Raw genomic sequence first — 20,994 nt, forward strand, 5'->3', positions numbered from 1 at the left:
ACACCTACCAGGAGATCTACTCCGTCGCCCGCGAGATCGACGCCGCAACCCTGCCCGAAAACGTCGAGCCCCGCCGCTGGTGGAAAGGCTGACAAAACACCGCTAACATCACACCCGGCCCCGCTGAAAAGCGGGGCCGGAAACCAATGCAAGCGACAAGACAGAACCGGTCATACCCGGCAGCGCATCTTAGGGGAGGAAGGGGCCAATGTCGTTCTGGTCCGATCTGGGCACGCTTTTCGCGGCCTTTGCCAGTCAGGATTCGTTCGAGATTAGGGAGGCGTTGAAATCAGACTCTGTCTGGCTTATCGGCGCAGTCTTCCTCGCAATTTCAGGCGTTATCCTCGCATGGGTTTATCACCGTGTCCCGGTGATCGAGCGATATTTCGAACGCACCGTCATGGTGACCAGCTATCTGGCCATAGCCATGATCATCTTCTGGGGCGTGATCGACCGCTTTGTCTTTTCCAATCAGCAACCATGGTCGACCACGATACCGCCGCTGTTGTTCATGATCATGGCATGGTTCGGGGCGGCCTATAACATCCGGGTCAGAACCCATCTCAGCTTTTCTGAATTCCGCACGGCGATGCCTCGCACGGGGCAGTTCATCTGCCTCTGGCTGGACTTCATTCTGTGGTTCGGCTTCGCGCTGATAATCCTGGTCACGACGATGAGACTGGTCGCCCTGTCGGCGTCCAATTTCCAGATCGTTCTCGGAACCGACAACACCATGCAGTGGTGGTTCCTGATCGCCGCGCCTGTTGCCGCCACGCTGATGGCGGCCCGCGCGGTGGAGAATATCCAGGATGACGTGAAGAATTACCGGGCCGGGCAACCGCTTATCCGGCAAGCCGTTATCGGGGGAGACTCCTGATGTCGGACGGGACCATCATCACGCTGATATCGATCGGCGTCACATTTCTCTTCATGCTGGGTGTGCCGGTTCTTCTGGTCATCGCCTATTGGGTCGTCGGGTGCTCTTTTGTCCTTGGGCTGACGCTCGACAACATGGGGGCCGAGCTTCTCAACGTGTTCAACAAGGGCTTTGCGCTTCTGGCCATGCCGCTCTTCATCCTGACGGGCGACCTGATCAACAAGTCTGGCATCGCTCGGCGACTGTCGGACTTCGCCTATGCCTGCCTTGGCTGGCTCAGGGGAGGTCTGGCCATGGCTTCTCTTGGCGCCTGCGGTCTGTTCGCGGCGATCTCCGGGTCGAACTCGGCGACGACGGCGACCATCGGGTCGATGCTTCATCCGGAAATGGTGAAGGGCGGCTACGACGAACGCTTTTCTGCGGCAACCGCTGCCGCGGGCGGTACGGTGGGGATCATCATCCCGCCGTCGATCATCTTCATCGTCTACGGCTTCCTGATGAACCTGCCGATTTCGGACCTGTTCGTGGCCGGGATCATTCCGGGTGCGCTGATGGTCGTGGGCATGCAGGTGGCGTGCTGGATCGTCTGCCGCATCAACGGCTGGGGCTATCTTATTCCACTGCAGATGAATCGGATCCTCAAGACGGCCTTTGGCGCCTGGTTGGGCTTCTTCGCTATCGGGCTTGTGCTTTGGGGCATCTACACCGGCAAGTTCTCACCCACCGAGGCGGCCGGTGTAACGGTTGGCTTCTGCATCATCGCCGGCCTTGTCTCCTGGGTGGTGAGCCGGGTGTTGCGCCAGGAGCCGAACCGCACCTGGGAAGAAAAGAGCTATGGCGAAATGCTGGTCGTAGAAGGGTTCACGCTCTGGCAAATTCCCGGCATCACCATGCGTTCGGCGGAGATCACCGGAATCCTCGCACCGCTGATCGCGATTTCGGTCGTGATGCAGCAGATCCTCTCGCTACTCGGTGCCCAACAGGTAATCGGAGATTTCGTGACCTCCATGGGCGGTTACTACGCGGTCCTGTTCACGGCGATGCTGATCGTCTTCTTCTCTGGCATGGTGCTTGAATCACTGCCGGTCACGATCATTCTCGCTCCGATCCTTGCCCCGATTGCGGCCGGCGTCGGCGTCGATCCGATCCACTTCTCGGTGATCTTCCTGGTCGGAGCCTCCATCGGCTTTATCACGCCTCCTTACGGGTTGAACCTTTATGTCGCGTCCGGCGTTACAGGGGTGCCATACTTCCGATTGCTGAGATATACCGTGCCTTATCTCGTTGCCTTGATCGGTGTTTGGGTATTGGTCTCTCTGACACCAGAATTGGCGCTGTTCCTGCTTCCGAACAGGTAAGGTTCATGAATGCCAGAAGACTCCTCAGACACTGAAAAGGGTCAGATACCTACAAACCTTCGTTTGCTGCTGATCATCGAGGAGGTTGCCCGCGCAGGCGTCCCGGTCGCGCCGTCAGTTCTGGCGGATACGCTGGGTCTGCCCAAGCCGACCATGCATCGGTTGCTTGTGACGGCGGAAGAGGAGGGGTTTCTGCAGCGTGACGTGGACGGGCGTTCCTATGGACCGGGCCGCCGCCTGAGGCGCCTTGCAGGAAACACCTTGTCGTCGCAGCGCGTGCGCACGGAGCGCCTGATCATCATGAAGGCGCTTGCAGATGAGGTGGGGGAGACCTGCAATCTGGCAGCACCGGGCCGTTTCGGGATGGTTTACCTCGACCGGGTCGAGACCCATTGGCCCCTGCGCATCCAGCTGCCCGTCGGTACCCAGGTGCCGTTCAATTGCACGGCAAGTGGCAAGATGTACCTCTCGTCGCTGCGCGCGGACAAACTGGACAGGGTGATGAGCTGGTTGGAGCTTGAGCCTCAGACCGCGCGCTCCATCACAGATAAGGACAAGCTGCGCGAAGAACTGGCCCTGACCCGAAGCAGGGGTTACTCGACCGACGACGAGGAGTTCATGGACGGGATGGCTGCGATCGCGGCCCCGATAAAGGACAGCGAGGGCAGGTTGCTGACCACCTTGTCCATACATGCACCCGTACAAAGATACGACCTCGGCAGTCTTATCAAGATGCTTCCCCAGTTGCAGAAGGCCGCTGCCAGAATCGAGAGCCTCAACAAGGACTGAGATGTCCAGGTAAGTATGTGCATTTGCAGTCCCGGTGGCCCGGCAACCGCCGAGACGGCAAAACGGAACAGCTGATCATTGCGTCGTCCCTCACGTGAGTTAAAGTGAACGTGTTCAACCTTCGGGAGGGGAGCCGCAGTGAAGATTTTTGCCACAATGTTGATAGCTCTGTCAGTGTCGTCAGGCACGGCTTGGACCAGCGACCTGACGTCGCGATCCGGTGGGCCAAGTGAAAGCCAGATGCTTTCGCGTTCGGTCGACGGCGCCCCTGACGGCATTGCGTTTTTCCGACCCGTCCTGAGCGGCGTGCTTTACCGGGGAGGCTTCTCGGGCGGTGACAAGCAGCGCACAGGACTGTCGTCCTCGCAGCGGCAGGAGCTTTGTTCGTCAGGCTTTTCCAAAGGGTTTTACGCCGATTTCGGGAAGAATACGGACTATGGTCAGACCTCCTGCGGAAGTGGAAGCCTTGATTATCAGTCCGCACGTTCCTCTCGCCCTTCGTCTGTGATGAAGGCCATTCACGACGTCATCAAGTCTCCTTCGGAGGGCCCGGTATTCGTGCACTGCATGTGGGGCGTCCATTCCTCGGGTGCCCTTTCCGCAATGGCTCTCGTGCAATTCTGCGGCTGGTCCGAAGATCGTGCGAAGGCATACTGGAACGATGCGCGCAATGGCGCCCCATGTTCGGGTGGTTGCGACAAGTGGATAGACGCGAAGTTCGACAATTTCTCGGTCGATCCCGCGCTTTCCATTACCGAAGCAGAACGCGCTGCGATCTGCCCGAAGTAGGCTTTGTGAGGGAAAACATGCGCAAATCTCTTCTACTGGCAGCATTTGCCCTGGCAATTCCGGGCATGGCATCAGCGTCGGACAGCATCGTCGGAACGGCCACGAGTTTTCAAAGTCCCAACGGAATTTCCGAGCGCTGCGTCCGGATCGCTCCGATCCCGGGAGGTGACTACTCGAAAGGCGACTTAGAGGACGAGGAAGCCTTCTGTGCGATAGACTTCTATGCGCCGGACGTGGCGCTTTGTCCAAAGACCTGGAGCACCAGCCCCGGCATGATGGTCTATGACATCAGCGAAGGACCATACGCCGGCGACCGGGCGGCATTCGAGAGAAACGCCTGCAAGGAAGGCAAGTCGGCAAAGGATTTGGCCAAGGACGACCTGGCGAAGTTCAAGGTCACGATGAACCAGAAGGGTACCAGTGGCACCTTTTCGCAGTCGTCGCTGCTGTACTATCATTTCTCGCGTTACTTCGGCATGGATGTCATGGTCCCAGTCGCCGTCTGGCGGTCCATGGACAAGGCGACTCATTCAAGCGAAGTGGCAAAGCCCGGGTTGGCGATTTCCGGAACCCATGCCCGTATGAATCACGAGGGCTGGCGCTGGCTGGTCGATTCCGAGGCAAACCCCTCCCGTTACAGCCCGACCGACGACCTGTTCACCAGTGACCGCGAGCAGATTTACGGTGTTCTGGTTCTGAGCCCTGGGCACCGCTACGGCTCCGAGATCAACGGAACACGCCGTTCGGGCTGGGGCAAGGGACAGAACAACGACTTCCAGGAGACGCCGGCTTACCTGGCTCTTCGTACGAAGGCTCCGTTGGTCGAAGCGATTGACCGGGGTGTGCGGGAGGGGCGGAAGGACTCCACCATAAACAAGGATCTCGGACCGGATGTGACTGACCGCCAGATGGCGTTCTGGATGCGCGAACTTTCCGAAATCGTGCTCCTGGATTTCATTTTCAGCCAGCAGGACCGGGTCGGAAACATCGACTTCACGCCTTATTACTACTGGTCCGAAGAGGGAAAGCTAAAGGACAAGAAAGCCAAGCATCACGAGGCAGGGGACGGCACTGTGCCGTTCGGTGCGGAACTGCTCCGGCGCACGAACCTGAACGACAACGATGCGGGTGGCAGGGTTGAATATGCCAACTTTGCGAAGTCCACGCAAATGCTTGAAAAACTTCGGCATTTCGATGGCGGTGTCTACAAGCGGCTCTTGGCGCTTGATGCCGATCTCCAGTCCCAGGGACCTGTCTATCAATGGGTCGAGACGAGTCTTGGCCTCGATGAGCGTCAGGTTAAGCAGATCGTCAGCAATGCGCGACTTGCCACGGGCATCCTCCAGGAGAGTTGCCGCCGGGGAGACCTGATTTTCGATCTGAATCCGAGGCAGTTCTTCCTTTCGGGCGAAGCGACACCGGACGAAGTCTCCTGTGATGCGTCGTGAGATTGTCGCCGGCGTTTTGCTGGGGATGCTTCTGACCTCTCCCGCGACCGCTCTCACGGTCGCGGTTATCTCTGACATGAACGGCTCGTACGGATCGGTCAGGTATGAAAATCGCGTTTCTGCGGCTGTCGAGGCGATAATTGATCTGAAGCCTGATCTTGTGATCTCGACCGGCGACATGGTGGCCGGGCAACGTCGCCCGCATCTGAGTGAGCCCGAGGTGCGGGCGATGTGGAAAGCGTTTCATGCAGTCGTGTCCACGCCCTTGGCGGCGGCAGGAATCCCGCTGGCCGTCACTCCCGGCAACCATGACGCCTCCGCCTATGGCGGGTTCGAAGGGGAACGCAGGATCTTCGCGGAGGAGTGGCGTGCGCGTCGGCCGAACCTCGCCTTCACGGACGACGCGGATTTTCCCTTTTCGTATGCCTTCGATCTGGATGGCGTGCGTTTCGTGTCGCTCGACGCCACGACCGTTGGGAGCTTGCCGGCAGGTCAGATGTCGAAACTGGAAGACGCGATGGAGGGCGCTGGCCCGATGCGGGTGGTCTTCAGCCATTTGCCACTTTGGCCCGTGGCCATCGGGCGTGAGACGGAAGTCATTGGCGATCCCGCACTGGCGGACCTCTTCCGAGAACTGGGGGTGGACCTGCATCTTTCAGGGCACCACCATGCATTCTACCCTGGTGCGTCCGACGACGTGGCCTATGTCGCACAAGCGTGTCTGGGAGCGGGGCCGCGCGCGCTGATCGGCACCGGAGCGAAGTCCGAGACAGGTTTTGTTGTTCTGGAGATGACCTCTCCGTCCGACCCCATTACCGTGTCTTTCCGCGCATACCCGAATTTCGCAGAAACGTTCGACAGCACCATTCTTCCGCCCGAGATACGCAGCGCCGATGCGATCTTGAACAGGCTCGACCTTGCTGATCTGCCGGATGTACGGCTGGAGACAACTGAATGAAGACCCCGCTATGCCTTGCGCTGCCCATCGCCTTGTTTCTCTGTGGCCCTGCTTCTGCGCAGGTTCTGGACGGGTCGCTGACCATTCCGACCGACTTCGAGTTGCGCAACCGAGGCTGGTCGCAATTGTACAATACCGAGGAAATGCTCGAGTTCCTTATTGCTGTCTTCGAGGCAATAGCCATGACGGCCGTTCTGGCATTTCACCCGAAAAACATTGCGCATCGTCATGATATAAATGACTTTAACTTACCCCGGTCGATGTTTCTCTATGCGCTCATAGGGCTTGTCGTCGGGTTCCTCGTCATTCATCACGGCGTGCTGATCGGTTTCGTTGTCTTCGGTATCGGCAGCCTGTTTCGCTTTCGGATGGAAACACTGAGTGCATCGGATACCGCTCAGCTGATTTTCGTAGCTTTGATCGGCTTGTCCGTCGGGCTGGATCTGCCTGTCATGGCGATGTTGCTCACCATCGTTGCGGTGATCGTGGTGGCGGTGTTTGCGCGGAAATCCCACATGGCCCTTGAAGTGAAATTCGAACCGGCAGCGGACTTTGGCATGTCGATGGAAAAGATGAAGGCGTCTCTGGAGAAAGCCGGATTTTCATTCGTGGATGTCAACAAATCGAAATTCAAACCGGTCGCTGAGATCGTTTTGTCATCGACCGATTCCAACGGGCGCGTATCCCTCGTTTCCGAGATGACGCGTCAGCAAAGGGAGGCCGGAAGCGGGATCGAGGATTGGCATATCAGTTAGGCGTACTGCTGCTCGCGATGTTTGTGTCGGTTCCGCTGCAGGCTCAGGCGCAGGCTCCGATTCTTTCCTTCGAGAGCAACGCCGCGCTCTATGACCGGGATGCTGGTTTGATGGAGCCGTCGGGCCTTGCGATCAGGCCCGACGGAGGTTTCTGGACAGTAAGTGACGATACCGACAGCATTCTTGAGATCGAACGCACGGGCGAAGTCTCGCGGATAGGCCCTTCCCAGGTTCTGTTCGATGACCTCGAGGGGATCGTGTATGATCGGCAGAGCGGCTGGCTTCTGGTCGTATCCGAATCCGGCCGGGAAATCCTGTTGGTCGATCCAGAGACCCTCACGGCCCGGGGGCGTTTCCCACTGAGTGCAATGCGGGGTGCGGATGGTCTGAACCTGAAAGGAGACGGTCCGGAGGGGATCGCGATCCGGAAGGATGGCACCGTGGTGGTCGTTCTCGAACGCCAGCGGTTGTTGCTCGAAATATCGAGCGATCTTTCCGAAATTCTGCATTTGATCCGACTGGACGCCGAAATCGGGTTTTCGGCTCCCGGCGTGAAGGACAGACATCTGGATGTTTCCGGAATAACCTTTGACGATCAGCGAAGCGCGCTTTGGATTCTCAGCGACACAGGCCAGGCGGTCTACTTCCTTGAGGACGGTAAGGACTGGGCCACTCGATACGATCTGGTCTTTACGGAAGACGGCAAGACAGATCGGGTCAGCAACGCAGAGGGAATTGCCGTTTCGGCGGATGGCAAGACGTTGAGCATCGTCACTGACGACGGTTCATCATCCCGGCTTCTGCGGTATTTAATCCGGTAGAGTATCGCTTTATATTGGCGACGCCTCCGGCCGACTGCGGTGAGCCTCCAGCGCTTGATCTATTTGCTGGCGACTGTCTGGCCTGAACGCTGTCCGGTGCAACGGCCGCGCTCAACGCGCCTAGATCGCCAACCCCTTGGCGAGCAGGACAACATTTTTGGATTTTTTGGCTCCGGCGGTAGGGATCGAACCTACGACCAATTGATTAACAGTCAACTGCTCTACCGCTGAGCTACGCCGGAACACGCTGGGCGATATAGCAACGGTCGTCCGGCCCGTCCAGAGGTGTTTGGCACAAAATCGACCTTTCTTCAGATCAGTGAAAACCCGGCGGTGGCGGACAAAAGGGGAGTCGCTCGGACAATGCCCCTGTCGTGAAGATCCACGAGATGAGCAAACACGTTTCGCTCGGCTGCAGGCAGCATTTCAGAGGGAATGTCGGCGTAAACCTCGACTGCGATCCGCGCGATGGGGCGGGGCGTGGAGGTCAGGGCGTTCAGGATGTCTGTCTCGCGCGACTCCCGATGCGCGATCAGCCAGCCGAGACGCTCGGCGGGATCATTGATGGAGTCGCCATGAGCCGGGTATAGCCGACGGTGACCGGCGTCTCGCAACAGGCGCGAGGTGTTCATGAAGGCGCGCAGATCGCCATCCGGAGGGGAGACGAGGGACGACGACCAGTCCATCACGTGATCCCCGGAAATCACCGCATCCCTGAAAACGAAGGAGAGATGTCCGGCAAAATGGCCAGGGGTATGAAGCGCGGTGAGGCGCCATCCATCGCCGCTGACGTCGTCGCCGTGCCCGAGTGTGTTGTGAGGTGCAAAGGCCCGGTCCACTCCCTCGCCGCCGCCAGCATGCCCACGTTCAGCGAGCGTCCGCATGGTCGGAGTCCGTCCGGCTTCGGGCGGACCAAAACCGAGGATTGGCGCGCCGGTTCGTTCGGAAAGCTGCCGCGCCAGTGGGCTGTGATCAAGGTGAGCGTGGGTCACCAGAATATGGCTGACCGTTTCTCCTGCGATCGAAGCGAGTATCGCGTCGAGGTGGTCGGCCCGATCAGGGCCGGGGTCGACGATTGCGACGTTGCCTTCACCGACGATGAACGTGTTGGTTCCCCAATAGGTCATCGGTCCGGGGTTGGGCGCGAGAATGCGCCGCAATCCGTCTTCCACGATTTGGATGCGGCCTTGTTCGGGTTTGCTCATCCGCTCTTTCTCTTCCGCTTTCCCGCAACTAGGGTCTTGGCATGATCACGCGCGGTCTGAAAGCCTATTTGCCCCGGTCGCTCTATGCCCGCGCCGTCCTGATCCTTTTGGTTCCGGTCATTACCATTCTTCTGGTCGTTTCTGTCGTCTTCATTCAGCGCCTTTATGAAAACGTCACCCGGCAGATGACCGAAGGCGTCGCCCATGAACTTCGTCTTGTGCTCGACAGGATCGAAGATGCGCCGGATGCAGCGGGGGCGATGCAAGCGGCTTTCGACGTGGCCGTTCCTCTCGGCATCCAGGTCTCAGCCGGAGGCACCGAGATGGACGGCAGCCTCTCCTGGTACGATCTGTCCGGCCGCGTCGTGGCCCGGACTCTTCGCGACGAGATCCCGACCGTACGCACAGTCGATCTCGCCGCTAAGGATGGATTCGTTCAGCTGGGCGTCGATACATCGAAAGGACCGGTTCTTCTGGAACTCGCGCGCAGTCGCGTGTCCGCACGCAACCCGCATCAGTTCCTGGTATTGATCGGGATCACCGCGATTTTGATGACTGCCATCGCCCTGATCTACATGCGCAACCAGATGCGGCCGATCCGGCGGTTGGCCCGTGCGGCTGATGCCTTCGGCAAGGGCAGACGGGTGCCCTATCGGCCAACGGGAGCGACTGAAGTTCGTCAGGCGGGTGCGGCCTTTCTGAACATGATGGACCGGATCGAGCGACAGATCGAGCAGCGCACTCTTATGCTTTCCGGGGTGAGCCATGATCTCAGAACACCGCTGACACGCATGAAGCTTTCACTCTCGATGATGGACGAAAGCGAGGATACCGAAGCGATGCTGCGCGATGTGTCCGACATGGAGAAGATGCTGGACGCCTTTCTGGATTTCGCAAGAGGCGAGGGTCAGGAGGAGCCGATTCGGATAGCTCCGGTAGACCTGGCGCGCGATGCAATCGAAAGGGCGAAGCGTGGCGCAATGAATGTTGCCGAGGGCGAGATGCATGAATGTCCGCACGCGATGTTGCGGCGAAATGCTATGGGGCGGGCTCTTGATAATCTGATCGGCAATGCCGTTCGCTATGGAAATCGAGCGATAGTATCGGTCACGAAAAGCGACAATGCGGTGCGTTTCGTTGTGGACGACGAAGGACCTGGCATTCCCGAAGAGTTACGCGCGCAAGCACTGAAACCATTCACGCGGCTTGATGAGGCGCGCAATCAGGACAACGGTTCGGGCGTGGGGCTTGGGCTTTCAATTGCCGCTGATATTGCTCATAGCCACGGAGGAACCCTGTTGCTGGAAAAGAGTCCCGCACTCGGTGGATTACGGGCAATTCTTGTAATTCCACTCTGAGAAAATGAGGGTGGCATGATTAAAAATGCCACCTTCGGTATCCTTGGGGTCTCACCGGTGATCAGATCGCCATGCTTTCAGGAGCTTCTCCGGCAGAAACGGCATCCTTGTACCATCCGGGCTGACGTCCGCGTCCCGACCAGGTTTCGTTTGGATTGCCGGGGTTGGCAAACTTGGCTGGTGCTTTCGCCTTACGCTTGCGCCCTTTGCCGCCAATGATTTCGTCAATGCTCATGCCGTGCTCTTTGGCAACGGCTTCGATTGCTTTCATTGCTTCGGCACGTTGCCGTTCCGAATAGCCCTTTATTGCGGCGTCTACGTCTTTCTTGAGTTGTTTGAGCTCGTCCAGGGACATTTTGCTCAGGTCAGTCTTTTTTGCCATGCGGTTCTCCTTGTGCCCTTGTTTTCGGGCATTCGCTTTATTTTTTATCGATTTTATTTACAAATTTTTTTCAGTTTTGCAGAAGGTTTCTACAACCTGTATTGGCCACTTTGCAATTGAAAATGCCAAATCCTATCCTTCAGAATAACTCCTTTGTTGGGCGGTGGCCGAATTTCGCCGGTCATGCAATCCGAAAGGGTCACGAAAGAAGAATGGTAGGCCCGGAGGGACTCGAACCCCCAACCAAAGCGTTATGAGCGCTCTGCTCTAACCAATTGAGCTACAGGCCCGACCTGCCGTCGGTCTATCAGAGTTCCCGCGTCCGTCAAGCAGGCGCGTCAGTCCCAATAGGGGGCGCGCCAACCTGCGGAGACGGCCTCGGCTTCGGAACAGAACCAGCGTTCGCCCTTGGAGGTATTTATTTGCGTCCTCGAATACCAGGGGGACCAGGGCGCATGATAGATGCGTCCGTTTTTCGAGATATTCCCCTTGATCGGGCATCCTGCCGGAGCCTTCTGAACCGCCTTGTTCCATTGCGCTTCGCGGAATTCCCATGGAGGCGTGTAATTGTCCGACCATATTCCTATTTCGCGGCTCTTGGCCTGTGTTTCTTCGTCGGCATATACCGTCGAATAGCGAAGGAATGCCCAGGCCAGCCCCTTGTCGATCAGTGTGCCGCCAACGTCTGAACCATCGGCGTAGCAAGTCGCAATGACTCTTCCATAGCCGTCCTCCGTAATCGGATCACAGGTGACTTCCCGTCCCTTGACGATCTCGACAAGCGCGTCCGTCGCCTCGCTTCCGCAGTTCCAGTCTCCGCAGATCTGGCCGTGTTCGGGGGCGTCGATGCCGTTCAGGCGATAGACCGTGCCGTCAAGTTCCAGCGTGTCCCCGTCGATCACGCGAGGCTGCGCGCCGACGGTGGTTGCACAGGCAAAAGCGACAACGAACGCAAGAACACGTGCGATCATGACAACCCTCTCTTTCCCTCGGATCAGAAGGTAAGCAGCCTTGCGGTGGGGCGCAATCGCAGCGCGTGGACTCTTTCCCTCTCATCCGGTATCGCGGCGCAATCGAGACAAGGGCGAGAGTGATGAAGAAAAACGGGCTGACCTATGCCGAGGCTGGTGTTGATATCGATGCCGGCAATGCTCTGGTCGAGCGGATCAAACCTGCCGCGCAACGGACGCAGCGGGCCGGTACGATGTCGGGGCTTGGCGGGTTCGGAGCGCTCTTCGATCTCAAGGCTGCTGGGTACAAAGATCCGATTCTTGTCGCAGCAACGGACGGCGTAGGCACCAAGCTCAAGATCGCGATCGAGACAGGTGTCGTGGACGGCGTCGGTGTCGATCTCGTCGCAATGTGCGTGAACGACCTGATCTGCCAGGGTGCCGAACCGCTGTTCTTCCTCGATTATTTTGCAACCGGAAAGCTGGATGTGGATCACGCAACGGCGGTAATCGAAGGCATAGCAAAGGGCTGTGAGGGATCCGGTTGCGCCCTGATCGGCGGCGAGACCGCCGAAATGCCCGGCATGTATTCCGGCGGGGATTTCGACCTTGCGGGTTTTGCGGTGGGCGCGATGGAGCGCGGGCATGATCTGCCGAGCGGGATCGAACCCGGTGACGTTTTGCTGGGGCTGGCCTCGGATGGCTTGCACTCGAACGGGTTCTCGTTGGTCCGCAAGGTGGTCGAGGTCGAAGGGCTGACATGGGATGCCCAGGCACCGTTCGAAAAGCGGCCTTTGGGCGAGGCGCTTCTGACGCCGACGCGGCTTTACGTGCGGCCACTTCTGACTGCCCTGCGCGCCGGTGGCGTCGCCGGTCTGGCCCATATTACCGGTGGTGGTTTGACCGAGAACCTTCCGCGTGTTCTGCCCGAAGGATGCGGGGCACGCATCGATCTGACGTCCTGGACATTGCCGCCGGTGTTCCGCTGGCTGGCGTCGGCAGGCGGTCTGGCGCAGGCGGAGATGCTCAAGACGTTCAATGCGGGCGTGGGCATGGTGGTCGTGGCCAAGGCGGACCACGCGGGCCACATCGCGGATTTGCTGACGGGCGAGGGTGAACGGGTTTTTCGACTGGGCATCGTGACGGATCGGCCCGGCATGGACTACCTTGGCAAGCTGTCGTGAAACGGGTCGCCATCCTGATCTCGGGCGGTGGTTCGAACATGGTGACACTGGTCAGGTCCATGACGGGAGACCATCCCGCGCGACCTGTGCTGGTTCTGTCGAACCGTCCCGAAGCCCGAGGTCTAGAGCGGGCCTCCGAGATGGGGGTACCCACGGCCGTCGTTGACCATCGCCCCTTCAAGGGGGACCGCGCCGCGTTCGAGGCGGCATTGCAGGCAGAACTGGTGAAAGCCGCACCTGACATCATCTGTCTTGCCGGCTTCATGCGGATCCTGACCGGGGAGTTCACCTCGAAATGGGAGGGCCGGATGCTGAATATTCATCCGTCGCTGTTGCCGAAGTACAGGGGGCTCCATACGCACCAGCGGGCGCTTGATGCCGGAGACACGGAGGCCGGATGCACTGTCCACGAAGTGACGGCTGATCTGGATGACGGTCCGATTCTGGGTCAGGCGCGCGTTCCGGTTCTGTCCGGTGACACGCCCGAGACACTGGCGGCACGGGTGCTGGAACAGGAGCACAAGCTTTATCCGGCGGTGCTGGAGCGATTTGCCCGAGGTGACGGTACTCCCGTTTACTTGCCGAGCGGTGATGCTTCGCCTATCAAGGCCGAACTTTCTGAGCAGACGAAAAACAACGCATGATCACGATCACGACGACCGAGGGACTTCAGGCATTCTGCGACCGCGCCGCCAGAGCCCCGTATGTAACGGTCGATACCGAGTTCCTGCGCGAGCGGACCTACTATTCGAAACTCTGTCTCGTTCAGTTGGCCGTACCTGGCGAAGCCGAGGAAGATGCGGTGCTGGTCGACCCATTGGTCAAGGGCCTGTCGCTCGATCCGCTTTACACGCTTTTCCGGAACACCGACGTGGTCAAGGTGTTCCATGCCGCACGGCAGGATCTTGAGATCTTCTTCGTCGAGGGCGGCGTCATCCCCGAGCCGATGTTCGATACGCAAGTCGCCGCCATGGTCGCGGGTTTCGGTGACCAGGTCGGGTACGAGACGCTTGTCCGCAAGTTGGCGAAAGCGTCCCTGGACAAGTCCTCGCGGTTTACCGACTGGTCCCGGCGTCCGTTGACGGAAGCTCAGCAGACCTACGCGCTTGCCGACGTGACGCATTTGCGCGTCATTTATGAGCACCTCCGCGAGGTTCTGGACAAGAGCGGGCGGCAGCCTTGGGTCGAGGAAGAACTTGCCACGCTCACAGACCCCGAAACCTATACCATCGATCCAGAACATGCCTGGCTTCGGGTGAAGACACGGACGAACTCCGGTCGGTTCCTCGCCGTCGTCCGGGAACTGGCCAAGTTCCGCGAGGCCTATGCGCAGAACAAGAACATTCCGCGTAGCCGGGTTATGAAGGACGACGCGCTTCTTGAACTTGCATCGACAAGGCCGGCCACGGTCAATGACTTGTCGCGGTCGCGCCTCTTGCTGCGCGAGGCGCGGAAGGGCGAGATCGCAGAAGGCATTCTGGAGGCGGTCAAGGCCGGGATGAACACGCCACAGGATCAGCAGCCGAAACCCGATCGCACGCGCGACAAGCTGCAGGTCAACCCGGCGCTGGCGGATCTTCTGCGGGTGCTTCTCAAGGCGAAGTCCGAGGAATTGGGCGTCGCGCAAAAGCTGATCGCGACGTCGTCCGATCTTGACGAGATCGCGGCTGGCGAGCGCGATGTCGCGGCGCTGAAGGGATGGCGGCGGAAGGCTTTCGGAGACGATGCGCTTCGGCTCTGCGACGGTAAACTGGCGCTCCGGGCCAATGGCCAGAACGTCGAAGTCTTCGAGATCTAGCTCTTCCTGCGACTTCCGGTCATCCGGAATACCAGTGGGGCGAAAGTGATCACCATAAGAATGCGCACGATGTGAATGGTCGCGACGTAGGCTATGTCTGCGTGCAGCGCGAGCGCCAGCAGGCTCATCTCCGGTAGGCCGCCGGGAGAGAAGGCGAGGAACGTCTGGTCCAGTTCGATCCCCGTCAGGTGGGTGACGACAAGAGCCGTTCCCAAGGCGATGCTCAGAAGCGCGCCGGAGGACCCCGCGGCAAGTGACATGTCCTTCAGGATTTCTCGCGGGCGGGTCCCGATGAAACGGCAGCCGATGACTGTGCCCATGACCAGCTGGGCCGTATTGACGGCGAAGGTCGGCGGTGGCGATGCGGTGAGGCCGGTGAGATGAACGATTGCGGACAGGATCATGGGGCCGAGAATTTGCGGAGCGGGCAATCGGAGCCTGGGTCCGAGGAACGCCCCGGCGATTGCGCAGGCCAGTAGAATGCCAAGATCGATCACGGGGACGTCTGCGAAGCTGACATAGGGCCGCGCGTCGCCGGAAACGGAGACATCGAGAAAAGTCGCGTAGAAAAAGACGACGAATGTCACAACGAGGAAGATGCGGCTGGCATGGGCCAGCGCGATGCGTTTCTCGTCACCGCCGGCCTCGGCGCCGAGGATCATCATTTCGTTCAGGCCTCCGGGGGCCGCGGCGAAGTAGGACGTCACCGGGTCGTAGCCGCCGATCTTTCGATAGAAGACCATCGAGGTTGCGAAGGCGAGCGCCACGTAAACCGGCAGGATCAGCAATGTCAGGATCCAGTCGCCGACCTGTGCGAAGATGTCGGGATGAAAACCGGAACCAAGCATGACCCCGAGGATCGGGACAACGATTTTTCGGAGTTCTATCGGTGCGCGGACGGGGGCTCCGGCGACGGCGGAGACCATGACGACAACCATCGATCCAAGCATCCAGGGCAGGGGGATCCCGATCCTGACCGCCAGGAGCGCGCCCACCAGTCCAAAGACAAGCGCGACCGCCTGCCGTCCGGCCAGATTCCTTTTTTCAGGGGTCCCTAGCGTCTTGCGGCCCTCGAATTGAGAGCGCCCGTCACACGGATTTCACGTGCTGATGCAAGGGTGATGTCGGACACGAATACCGCTACGGTCAATTCGCGCGATTGCACCGTCGAGACCCGGGTCGGCTCTGGCGGCGGCACGGCGCGGAAACTGTAGGTCAGCACGCCGTTGATCGGATTTCCGTCGCGATCCTCGTTTACGAGTTCCGCGCCATGCCATCCCTGTTCCGGGGGAAGACCGGTGGCGCGGATGATCGCGCCACCCGGCGTGCGTTCTATCACGAGGCCGGTGACCTGAGCCACGAGTGGGCGCCGGTCCTGGCGTTCCTGAAGAAAGACGGGTTCCAGTGTTTCCGCCTCTGGGCCGGAGCGGAACCAGTTGAACGGGTTCAGCCGGCTTTGGCCGAAGCCACAGCCCGAAAGTGCAATGGCCATCGCCAGTGTCAGGATCGCAGCCCGTCGCGTCATGCCTTGTCCCCCGTTTCGTTCCTTCCCTGCTAGCTTAAAGCCGGCGACATGAAAAGTGTTTCGGTTCTGGACCTTTGACCAAGTGCGACTTAGGTCAGGGAAGATTGCAGGCCGGGAGAGTGGCATGGCGAGGGAAGCCTTCGAAGAGATCGCGGAGACGTTCGAATTCCTGGATGACTGGGAGGACCGCTATCGGCATGTCATCGACATGGGCAAGGCGATGGAGCCTCTTGAGGAGTCGTTGCGCGTTCCCGCGACCAAGGTGGAGGGGTGCGCAAGCCAGGTCTGGCTGGTCCCCGAGATCGAGGGCTCCGGCCCGGATGCCGTGGTTCATTTCCGTGGCGACAGCGACGCGATGATCGTGCGCGGGCTGATCGCGATCCTGATCGCGCTTTATGACGGGCTGACGGCGCGCGAGGCCCTTGGTGTCGATGCTCAGGCCGAATTTGGCAGGCTCGGACTGCACGATCATCTGTCTTCGCAGCGGTCTAACGGGTTGCGCGCGATGGTTCAGCGCGTTCGGGACCTGTCCGCTGCGGCGTCGGCCGCCTGAAATCGCTGCCGCGCGCGTGGCAGCCTGGTGACAATCAGGCCGGTCGCGACGAGGGCCACATATAGCTGAAGGGTTTGCAGAAGCAGGACCAAATCCGTCCCGTGGAGGGACGGCGACGGGCGGTTGTCCATCTGGCGCACCACGGCGTCGAACGCCGAAATGAGACCCTCCGGAGCGGGTGTGACAGCGTCCAGCCAGATATCCGGCAGGAGGCTTGCCGCCAGCGCGGCACCGGGAACGGTGGTGACGGCGGCAAAAGAAAGCAGGGCGAAGAGCGGGCGCAACGGTAATTCACTCGGCATGTTGCCGACCGTTTTAAGCCAGGCTTGGTTATCGACAGGTTAAATGCCCGTCCCGAATTCTTTGATCGCCTTTTCTAGGTCGCCATAGCCTGTCTGCCGGCGTTCGAATGCCAGACCGAGTCTTTTGGCGCAGTCTTGGGCTTTTAGAGTGAGAAGCGGATCATCGGTCTGTGCCTGATAGACCAGCTTTTCGTAGTGGCCGAAGTAGGTGTCCCGCAATTCCGGGTGCCGGTCGAGCCCGAGGGGCTCCCAGACGAAGGCGTCGAATTGCCGGACGAGGAAGTCGGTGAGATAGAACGCCGTGAATTCCTCCTCCGCTCTGGCGACAAAGCCTTCTGTTCCCTCGAAGAAGGCGTAGCAATGCGGCCCGGGCAGCATCTCGAGGCCAAGTTCGGCGGCTGCCTGTTGAAGATGTCCGCCCGTTCCGCAATCGGCATAGGCGAGAAGGATGCGCGTATAACCGGCACTTCTTGCCTCGGCTACCGTATCCCGCACCGCGGGCGTGATCCGCTCGGGGTGGTTGTGAAGGATTGCGGGCAGGCACTGAAGGTCGATGTGTTCGAAGCAGTTGGCCCGCGTGACTGCAAGGATCTCATGGGCGAGGGCGCCGCAGGCAAGAATCAGAAGGCGCGCGTGTCCGCTGGGTTCCAGCCCGCGTTCGGTCAGATCAGCATCATCGAGCTTCATTGCTCTCTCCCGCCGGGAATGGCGTTCTGGCCGCCGCGGAACTGTGTCCGCGCCAGCCGTAGTTCCTTTGCCAGCAGGGTGGACGGTTTCCGAGGAACTGTCCGAGACGTCGGTCTCAGCCTGCCGTCATCTGGTTGTGCTTGCGCTCGATGAACTTCTTGGCGGTTTCGACCGCAACGGCGGCGTCCCGGCAATAGGCGTCGGCGCCGATGGCTTTGCCAAATTCCTCGTTCAGTGGAGCGCCACCCACGAGGATGATGTAATCGTCGCGGATGCCCATCTGGATCATCGTGTCGATCACCACCTTCATGTAGGGCATCGTCGTGGTCAGAAGTGCGGACATGCCGAGAATATCGGCCTCTTCCCTCTGAAGCGCCTCGACATAGTTCTCGACCGGGTTGTTGATCCCGAGGTCGACGACTTCGAAACCGGCGCCTTCCATCATCATCGAGACGAGGTTCTTGCCGATGTCGTGGATGTCGCCCTTGACCGTGCCGATCACCATCTTGCCCTGCTTGGGCGCGCCTGTTTCGGCGAGGAGCGGTTTCAGGATCGCCATACCCGCTTTCATGGCGTTCGCGGCCAGAAGAACCTCGGGCACGAAGAGGATGCCGTCGCGGAAATCGTCGCCGACGATTTTCATTCCGCCGACAAGGGCGATCGTCAGGACCTTGTAAGGTTCCCATCCACGACCGAGGAGAATGTTGACGCCTTCCTCGATCTCTTCCTTGAGGCCGTCGTAAAGGTCGTCATGCATCTGGAGAACAAGCTCGTCGTCGTCGAGTTCGCTCAGGATGATTTCGTCGTCATCGTCTGCCATCTGGCGCTCCGAAATTCGTTTCCCGGGGATTTAGGGCCAAATCCCCGGAAATAAAACGCCAAATTACGACTTGTTTATTTATGCAAGCGACTTGCGGCATCGGGACATGATCCCGCAGAGGCCAAGACCTGCCGCAAGCAGCGGCCAATCGGCCGGAAGAAGCTCTTCGGAGGCTTGGCTGGCGAAGCTTGTCGCAAGCTTTTCGTGGAACGCATCGGTTGGATGCAGATCGTCCCAGAACAGCCAGGTGTCGGGGTCATGGCCGTCCTTCGCAGCGCTGAAGTCTCGGAAGTCGTTTCCGCCGATATGGAGGACCGCGATGGCTGAAGGGCCAAGGATAGCGGATGCGGCCTCGACGCTGTGCGCGAAAATGGCGGGATTGGCCCGAGTCGGACACTGGGTCACCGAGGATGCAGAGAGCCATGTAAGAAGGGACGGTTCCGGCGGATGCCGGCAGCGCCGGCGATGTCTCGATAATTGGCAGAACATGTTTCACTCTACCGCCCGAAAATACCTGGCCATAGACGCTTGAATTTGTCGCCGCGTGATGAGGCAAGAATTTTTCCGCTTGAAGATGTTCCCGTTATGTTCTTATCCTTGAGGATGTCGAAAACCTTGCCTGATCTGAGAGCTCCGACGCCTGGTCGGGCCGCCCGATCCAACCGGGTCGGGCGCTTCGAGAAGCACCAGCGCGATGTTTTCGACGATGGTTGGGACATGTTCGAGGACCTGCCGCCAGTCAGGACAAGCGTAGCGATCGAAAGTCCTCGAAAGGTTATCACCCGGAACGCTTCTCCGGATATCTCGTTTGACCGCTCGATCAATCCCTATCGGGGGTGCGAGCATGGCTGCATCTATTGCTTCGCGCGTCCGACCCATGCGTTCCTCGGTCTGTCGCCGGGGCTGGATTTCGAGACGCGATTGATCGTCCGGCCCGAGGCGCCAGCGGTTCTCGAACGTGAATTGCGTGCCGGGTCCTATCGCCCGGCAACGATCGCCATCGGGACGAACACCGATCCCTATCAGCCGGTCGAGCGCGAGTACCGGATCATGCGCCGCATCCTGCAGGTGCTGCTGGAGTACCGGCACCCCGTCGCTGTGGTTACCAAGGGAACACTGATCGAGCGGGATATCGACATATTGAGCGAACTGGCGGAACTGGGGCTGGTCCGGGTCGGGATCAGTGTCACGACGCTTGACCGGCGTGTGTCGCGCCTGATGGAGCCGCGCGTGCCTTTGCCCGAAAGGCGGCTGGAAACCATCCGGCGCCTGAGCGCGGCAGGTGTGCCCGTGCGCGCGATGGTGTCTCCGGTGGTGCCGGCGCTGACGGATCACGAACTGGAGGCGATTCTTGCGGCGGCCGCAGAGGCCGGGGCTGTCGCGGCGAACTGGATCATGTTGCGATTGCCGCTGGAGGTGGCGCCCCTTTTTCGGGAATGGCTGGAGGCAAATTTCCCCGACCGCGCGAAACGGGTAATGGGGCGGGTGCGCGAGTTGCACGGCGGGCGCGACTATGATCCTGAATGGGGGAAGCGGATGACCGGAACGGGACCCTTCGCCGAGCTTGTCGCGCATCGCTTTGCGATCGCGACGCGGCGCCTGGGGCTTGCGGGATCGCTTCCGCCACTGAGAACCGACCTTTTCAGGCCCCCGCCGAAGGCCGGAGACCAGCTGGAGCTTTTCTGAGGGTTTACGGTCCCTGAACGCGACGCGCGTGTGATCTGCCGTGCGGGCCGGAAATCTAGTCTTAAAGCCCTGAAATAGCGAGAAAATATCCTGTCGGCAAAGCGTATGCAACGCGTCGGCAAAACGTATGGCAGAGCGTCGGGCCGGGGCCGGGGCGTACGCCGCATTCATGCCCGATTCATCGTTTAAGAGCGGTCGACAAGGAGCGGAAAACATGAGTCTTTCCTTGATTTCAGGCGCTTTCTGGGTATTGGCGGCGACTCTGGTGGCGATGCTGCCGATGCGGCTGCAATGGGTGCCGGGTCTGGCGCTCTTGCTGGCGGCGCCGGTTCTTCTGGCGTGGATCGGTCTGGATCACGGGCCGGGATGGATCGTGGCGGGGGCGCTGGCGTTCATTTCGATGTATCGCCGGCCTCTGGGATACCTGCTCTTCCGGCTGTTGCCGCGAAAGACCGAGGACATAGCATGAGCCCGTCGCTGACGCTGGCCTGCGTCTGGCTGGTGACCGCCAACGTGATCGCGGTGTTCCCCTCGAAGCATTCGCACTGGCCGGCGGCCTATGCGCTGATCACGCTCGGGCTGCCGATTCTCGGCTGGGTGTTCTGGGAGAACGGTGTCTGGATCGGACTCGTCGTTCTGGCAGCGGCGGCCTCGGTCCTGCGTTGGCCCGTGCGCTATCTTGCGCGGTGGGTGTCGGGCCTTTTCCGGAGACGCGCCGAGGGGTGACGGCCTTCGGGGGGGGCCGCTCC

25 protein-coding genes and 2 tRNA genes are annotated in these 20,994 nt (G+C 59.9%); 16 read left to right on the top strand and 11 right to left on the bottom strand.

The genetic code is table 11. The features are described from left to right. The first annotated feature begins 208 nt into the window (after nt 1-208). The 8 genes from ACKLNI_RS01630 to ACKLNI_RS01665 all read left to right on the top strand — a co-directional run bounded on the left by ACKLNI_RS01630 (nt 209) and on the right by ACKLNI_RS01665 (nt 7,795). A complete protein-coding gene (locus ACKLNI_RS01630; protein WP_413717247.1) occupies nt 209-877 on the top strand; it encodes a TRAP transporter small permease in 669 nt (222 codons plus the stop codon). Then, entirely contained in the window at nt 877-2,235 is a 1,359-nt protein-coding gene (locus ACKLNI_RS01635) for a TRAP transporter large permease (protein WP_413717248.1), read from the top strand. The genes ACKLNI_RS01630 and ACKLNI_RS01635 overlap by 1 nt, the downstream gene beginning before the upstream one ends. A 9-nt stretch (nt 2,236-2,244) precedes the next feature. After that, a complete protein-coding gene (locus tag ACKLNI_RS01640; protein WP_413717249.1) occupies nt 2,245-3,024 on the top strand; it encodes an IclR family transcriptional regulator in 780 nt (259 codons plus the stop codon). Between the two features lie 138 nt (nt 3,025-3,162). After that, nucleotides 3,163-3,813 (top strand): hypothetical protein, encoded by a 651-nt coding sequence (locus ACKLNI_RS01645; protein ID WP_413717250.1) that lies wholly within the window; start codon nt 3,163-3,165, stop codon nt 3,811-3,813. Nucleotides 3,814-3,830: 17 nt separating this feature from the next. After that, nucleotides 3,831-5,261 carry a hypothetical protein gene (locus ACKLNI_RS01650; protein WP_413717251.1) on the top strand — a complete coding sequence of 477 codons (1,431 nt, stop codon included), beginning with the start codon at nt 3,831-3,833 and terminating at the stop codon, nt 5,259-5,261. Beyond that, nucleotides 5,251-6,219, top strand: a complete 969-nt coding sequence (locus ACKLNI_RS01655; protein ID WP_413717252.1) for a metallophosphoesterase family protein — start codon at nt 5,251-5,253, stop codon at nt 6,217-6,219. The genes ACKLNI_RS01650 and ACKLNI_RS01655 overlap by 11 nt, the downstream gene beginning before the upstream one ends. Continuing rightward, entirely contained in the window at nt 6,216-6,974 is a 759-nt protein-coding gene (locus ACKLNI_RS01660) for a hypothetical protein (RefSeq protein ID WP_413717253.1), read from the top strand. The genes ACKLNI_RS01655 and ACKLNI_RS01660 overlap by 4 nt, the downstream gene beginning before the upstream one ends. Next, the gene (locus ACKLNI_RS01665; RefSeq protein ID WP_413717254.1) at nt 6,959-7,795 is read left to right on the top strand and encodes an SdiA-regulated domain-containing protein; all 837 of its coding nucleotides are present in this window, start codon (nt 6,959-6,961) and stop codon (nt 7,793-7,795) included. Before ACKLNI_RS01660 ends, ACKLNI_RS01665 begins: the two co-directional genes overlap by 16 nt. A gap of 167 nt (nt 7,796-7,962) precedes the next feature. Here ACKLNI_RS01665 and ACKLNI_RS01670 read toward each other — a convergent pair. Both ACKLNI_RS01670 and ACKLNI_RS01675 read right to left on the bottom strand, forming a co-directional pair. After that, nucleotides 7,963-8,037: transfer RNA gene (locus ACKLNI_RS01670), tRNA-Asn, on the bottom strand. A gap of 69 nt (nt 8,038-8,106) precedes the next feature. Next, nucleotides 8,107-9,000, bottom strand: a complete 894-nt coding sequence (locus ACKLNI_RS01675) for an MBL fold metallo-hydrolase (protein ID WP_413717255.1) — start codon at nt 8,998-9,000, stop codon at nt 8,107-8,109. 41 nt (nt 9,001-9,041) lie between these two features. On the opposite strand from ACKLNI_RS01675, the gene ACKLNI_RS01680 reads away from it, so the two are divergent. Further along, entirely contained in the window at nt 9,042-10,358 is a 1,317-nt protein-coding gene (locus ACKLNI_RS01680; protein WP_413717256.1) for an ATP-binding protein, read from the top strand. A gap of 61 nt (nt 10,359-10,419) precedes the next feature. On the opposite strand, the gene ACKLNI_RS01685 is transcribed toward ACKLNI_RS01680, so the two are convergent. The 3 genes from ACKLNI_RS01685 to ACKLNI_RS01695 all read right to left on the bottom strand — a co-directional run bounded on the left by ACKLNI_RS01685 (nt 10,420) and on the right by ACKLNI_RS01695 (nt 11,711). Further along, nucleotides 10,420-10,740 (bottom strand): H-NS histone family protein, encoded by a 321-nt coding sequence (locus tag ACKLNI_RS01685; RefSeq protein ID WP_413717257.1) that lies wholly within the window; start codon nt 10,738-10,740, stop codon nt 10,420-10,422. A 213-nt stretch (nt 10,741-10,953) separates the two neighbouring features. After that, a tRNA-Ile gene (locus tag ACKLNI_RS01690) sits at nt 10,954-11,030 on the bottom strand. A gap of 48 nt (nt 11,031-11,078) precedes the next feature. Further along, nucleotides 11,079-11,711, bottom strand: a complete 633-nt coding sequence (locus ACKLNI_RS01695; protein WP_413717258.1) for a thermonuclease family protein — start codon at nt 11,709-11,711, stop codon at nt 11,079-11,081. A gap of 122 nt (nt 11,712-11,833) precedes the next feature. On the opposite strand from ACKLNI_RS01695, the gene purM reads away from it, so the two are divergent. The 3 genes from purM to rnd are packed head-to-tail and all read left to right on the top strand — an operon-like array spanning nt 11,834 to nt 14,672. Next, a complete protein-coding gene (gene purM / locus ACKLNI_RS01700; protein ID WP_413717259.1) occupies nt 11,834-12,874 on the top strand; it encodes a phosphoribosylformylglycinamidine cyclo-ligase in 1,041 nt (346 codons plus the stop codon). Further along, nucleotides 12,871-13,518 carry a phosphoribosylglycinamide formyltransferase gene (gene purN, locus ACKLNI_RS01705; RefSeq protein WP_413717260.1) on the top strand — a complete coding sequence of 216 codons (648 nt, stop codon included), beginning with the start codon at nt 12,871-12,873 and terminating at the stop codon, nt 13,516-13,518. Before purM ends, purN begins: the two co-directional genes overlap by 4 nt. Then, nucleotides 13,515-14,672 carry a ribonuclease D gene (gene rnd / locus ACKLNI_RS01710; RefSeq protein ID WP_413717261.1) on the top strand — a complete coding sequence of 386 codons (1,158 nt, stop codon included), beginning with the start codon at nt 13,515-13,517 and terminating at the stop codon, nt 14,670-14,672. The genes purN and rnd overlap by 4 nt, the downstream gene beginning before the upstream one ends. Here rnd and ACKLNI_RS01715 read toward each other — a convergent pair. Then, nucleotides 14,669-15,706 carry an AbrB family transcriptional regulator gene (locus ACKLNI_RS01715; protein WP_413717271.1) on the bottom strand — a complete coding sequence of 346 codons (1,038 nt, stop codon included), beginning with the start codon at nt 15,704-15,706 and terminating at the stop codon, nt 14,669-14,671. The two genes, rnd and ACKLNI_RS01715, sit on opposite strands and share 4 nt — an antisense overlap. 20 nt (nt 15,707-15,726) lie before the next feature. Continuing rightward, entirely contained in the window at nt 15,727-16,197 is a 471-nt protein-coding gene (locus ACKLNI_RS01720; RefSeq protein ID WP_413717262.1) for a hypothetical protein, read from the bottom strand. 124 nt (nt 16,198-16,321) lie between these two features. Here ACKLNI_RS01720 and ACKLNI_RS01725 point away from each other — a divergent pair, with 124 nt between their 5' ends. Then, nucleotides 16,322-16,750, top strand: a complete 429-nt coding sequence (locus ACKLNI_RS01725; protein ID WP_413717263.1) for a SufE family protein — start codon at nt 16,322-16,324, stop codon at nt 16,748-16,750. Here the strand turns inward: ACKLNI_RS01725 and ACKLNI_RS01730 are convergent. The 4 genes from ACKLNI_RS01730 to ACKLNI_RS01745 form a co-directional block, all read right to left on the bottom strand. Further along, complete coding sequence (locus tag ACKLNI_RS01730) at nt 16,708-17,052, bottom strand: hypothetical protein (RefSeq protein ID WP_413717264.1); 345 nt, start codon at nt 17,050-17,052, stop codon at nt 16,708-16,710. The genes ACKLNI_RS01725 and ACKLNI_RS01730 overlap by 43 nt on opposite strands. 39 nt (nt 17,053-17,091) lie before the next feature. Beyond that, on the bottom strand, nt 17,092-17,739 hold the full coding sequence (locus tag ACKLNI_RS01735) for a DUF1638 domain-containing protein (RefSeq protein ID WP_413717265.1): 648 nt from the start codon (nt 17,737-17,739) through the stop codon (nt 17,092-17,094). 115 nt (nt 17,740-17,854) lie between these two features. Then, entirely contained in the window at nt 17,855-18,559 is a 705-nt protein-coding gene (locus ACKLNI_RS01740) for a corrinoid protein (RefSeq protein ID WP_413717266.1), read from the bottom strand. A 78-nt stretch (nt 18,560-18,637) separates the two neighbouring features. Then, nucleotides 18,638-18,964, bottom strand: coding sequence for a hypothetical protein (locus tag ACKLNI_RS01745; protein WP_413717267.1), 327 nt, complete (start codon nt 18,962-18,964; stop codon nt 18,638-18,640). A gap of 198 nt (nt 18,965-19,162) precedes the next feature. On the opposite strand from ACKLNI_RS01745, the gene ACKLNI_RS01750 reads away from it, so the two are divergent. From ACKLNI_RS01750 to ACKLNI_RS01760, 3 genes are all read left to right on the top strand, one after another. Then, complete coding sequence (locus ACKLNI_RS01750; RefSeq protein WP_413717268.1) at nt 19,163-20,245, top strand: PA0069 family radical SAM protein; 1,083 nt, start codon at nt 19,163-19,165, stop codon at nt 20,243-20,245. Nucleotides 20,246-20,459: 214 nt separating this feature from the next. Next, complete coding sequence (locus ACKLNI_RS01755; RefSeq protein ID WP_413717269.1) at nt 20,460-20,714, top strand: DUF2484 family protein; 255 nt, start codon at nt 20,460-20,462, stop codon at nt 20,712-20,714. Then, nucleotides 20,711-20,971, top strand: a complete 261-nt coding sequence (locus ACKLNI_RS01760) for a DUF2484 family protein (RefSeq protein WP_413717270.1) — start codon at nt 20,711-20,713, stop codon at nt 20,969-20,971. The genes ACKLNI_RS01755 and ACKLNI_RS01760 overlap by 4 nt, the downstream gene beginning before the upstream one ends. The last annotated feature ends 23 nt before the right edge of the window (nt 20,972-20,994 follow it).

The organism is Silicimonas lutimaris (assembly GCF_047314965.1).
Classification (GTDB): domain Bacteria; phylum Pseudomonadota; class Alphaproteobacteria; order Rhodobacterales; family Rhodobacteraceae; genus JAVJUV01.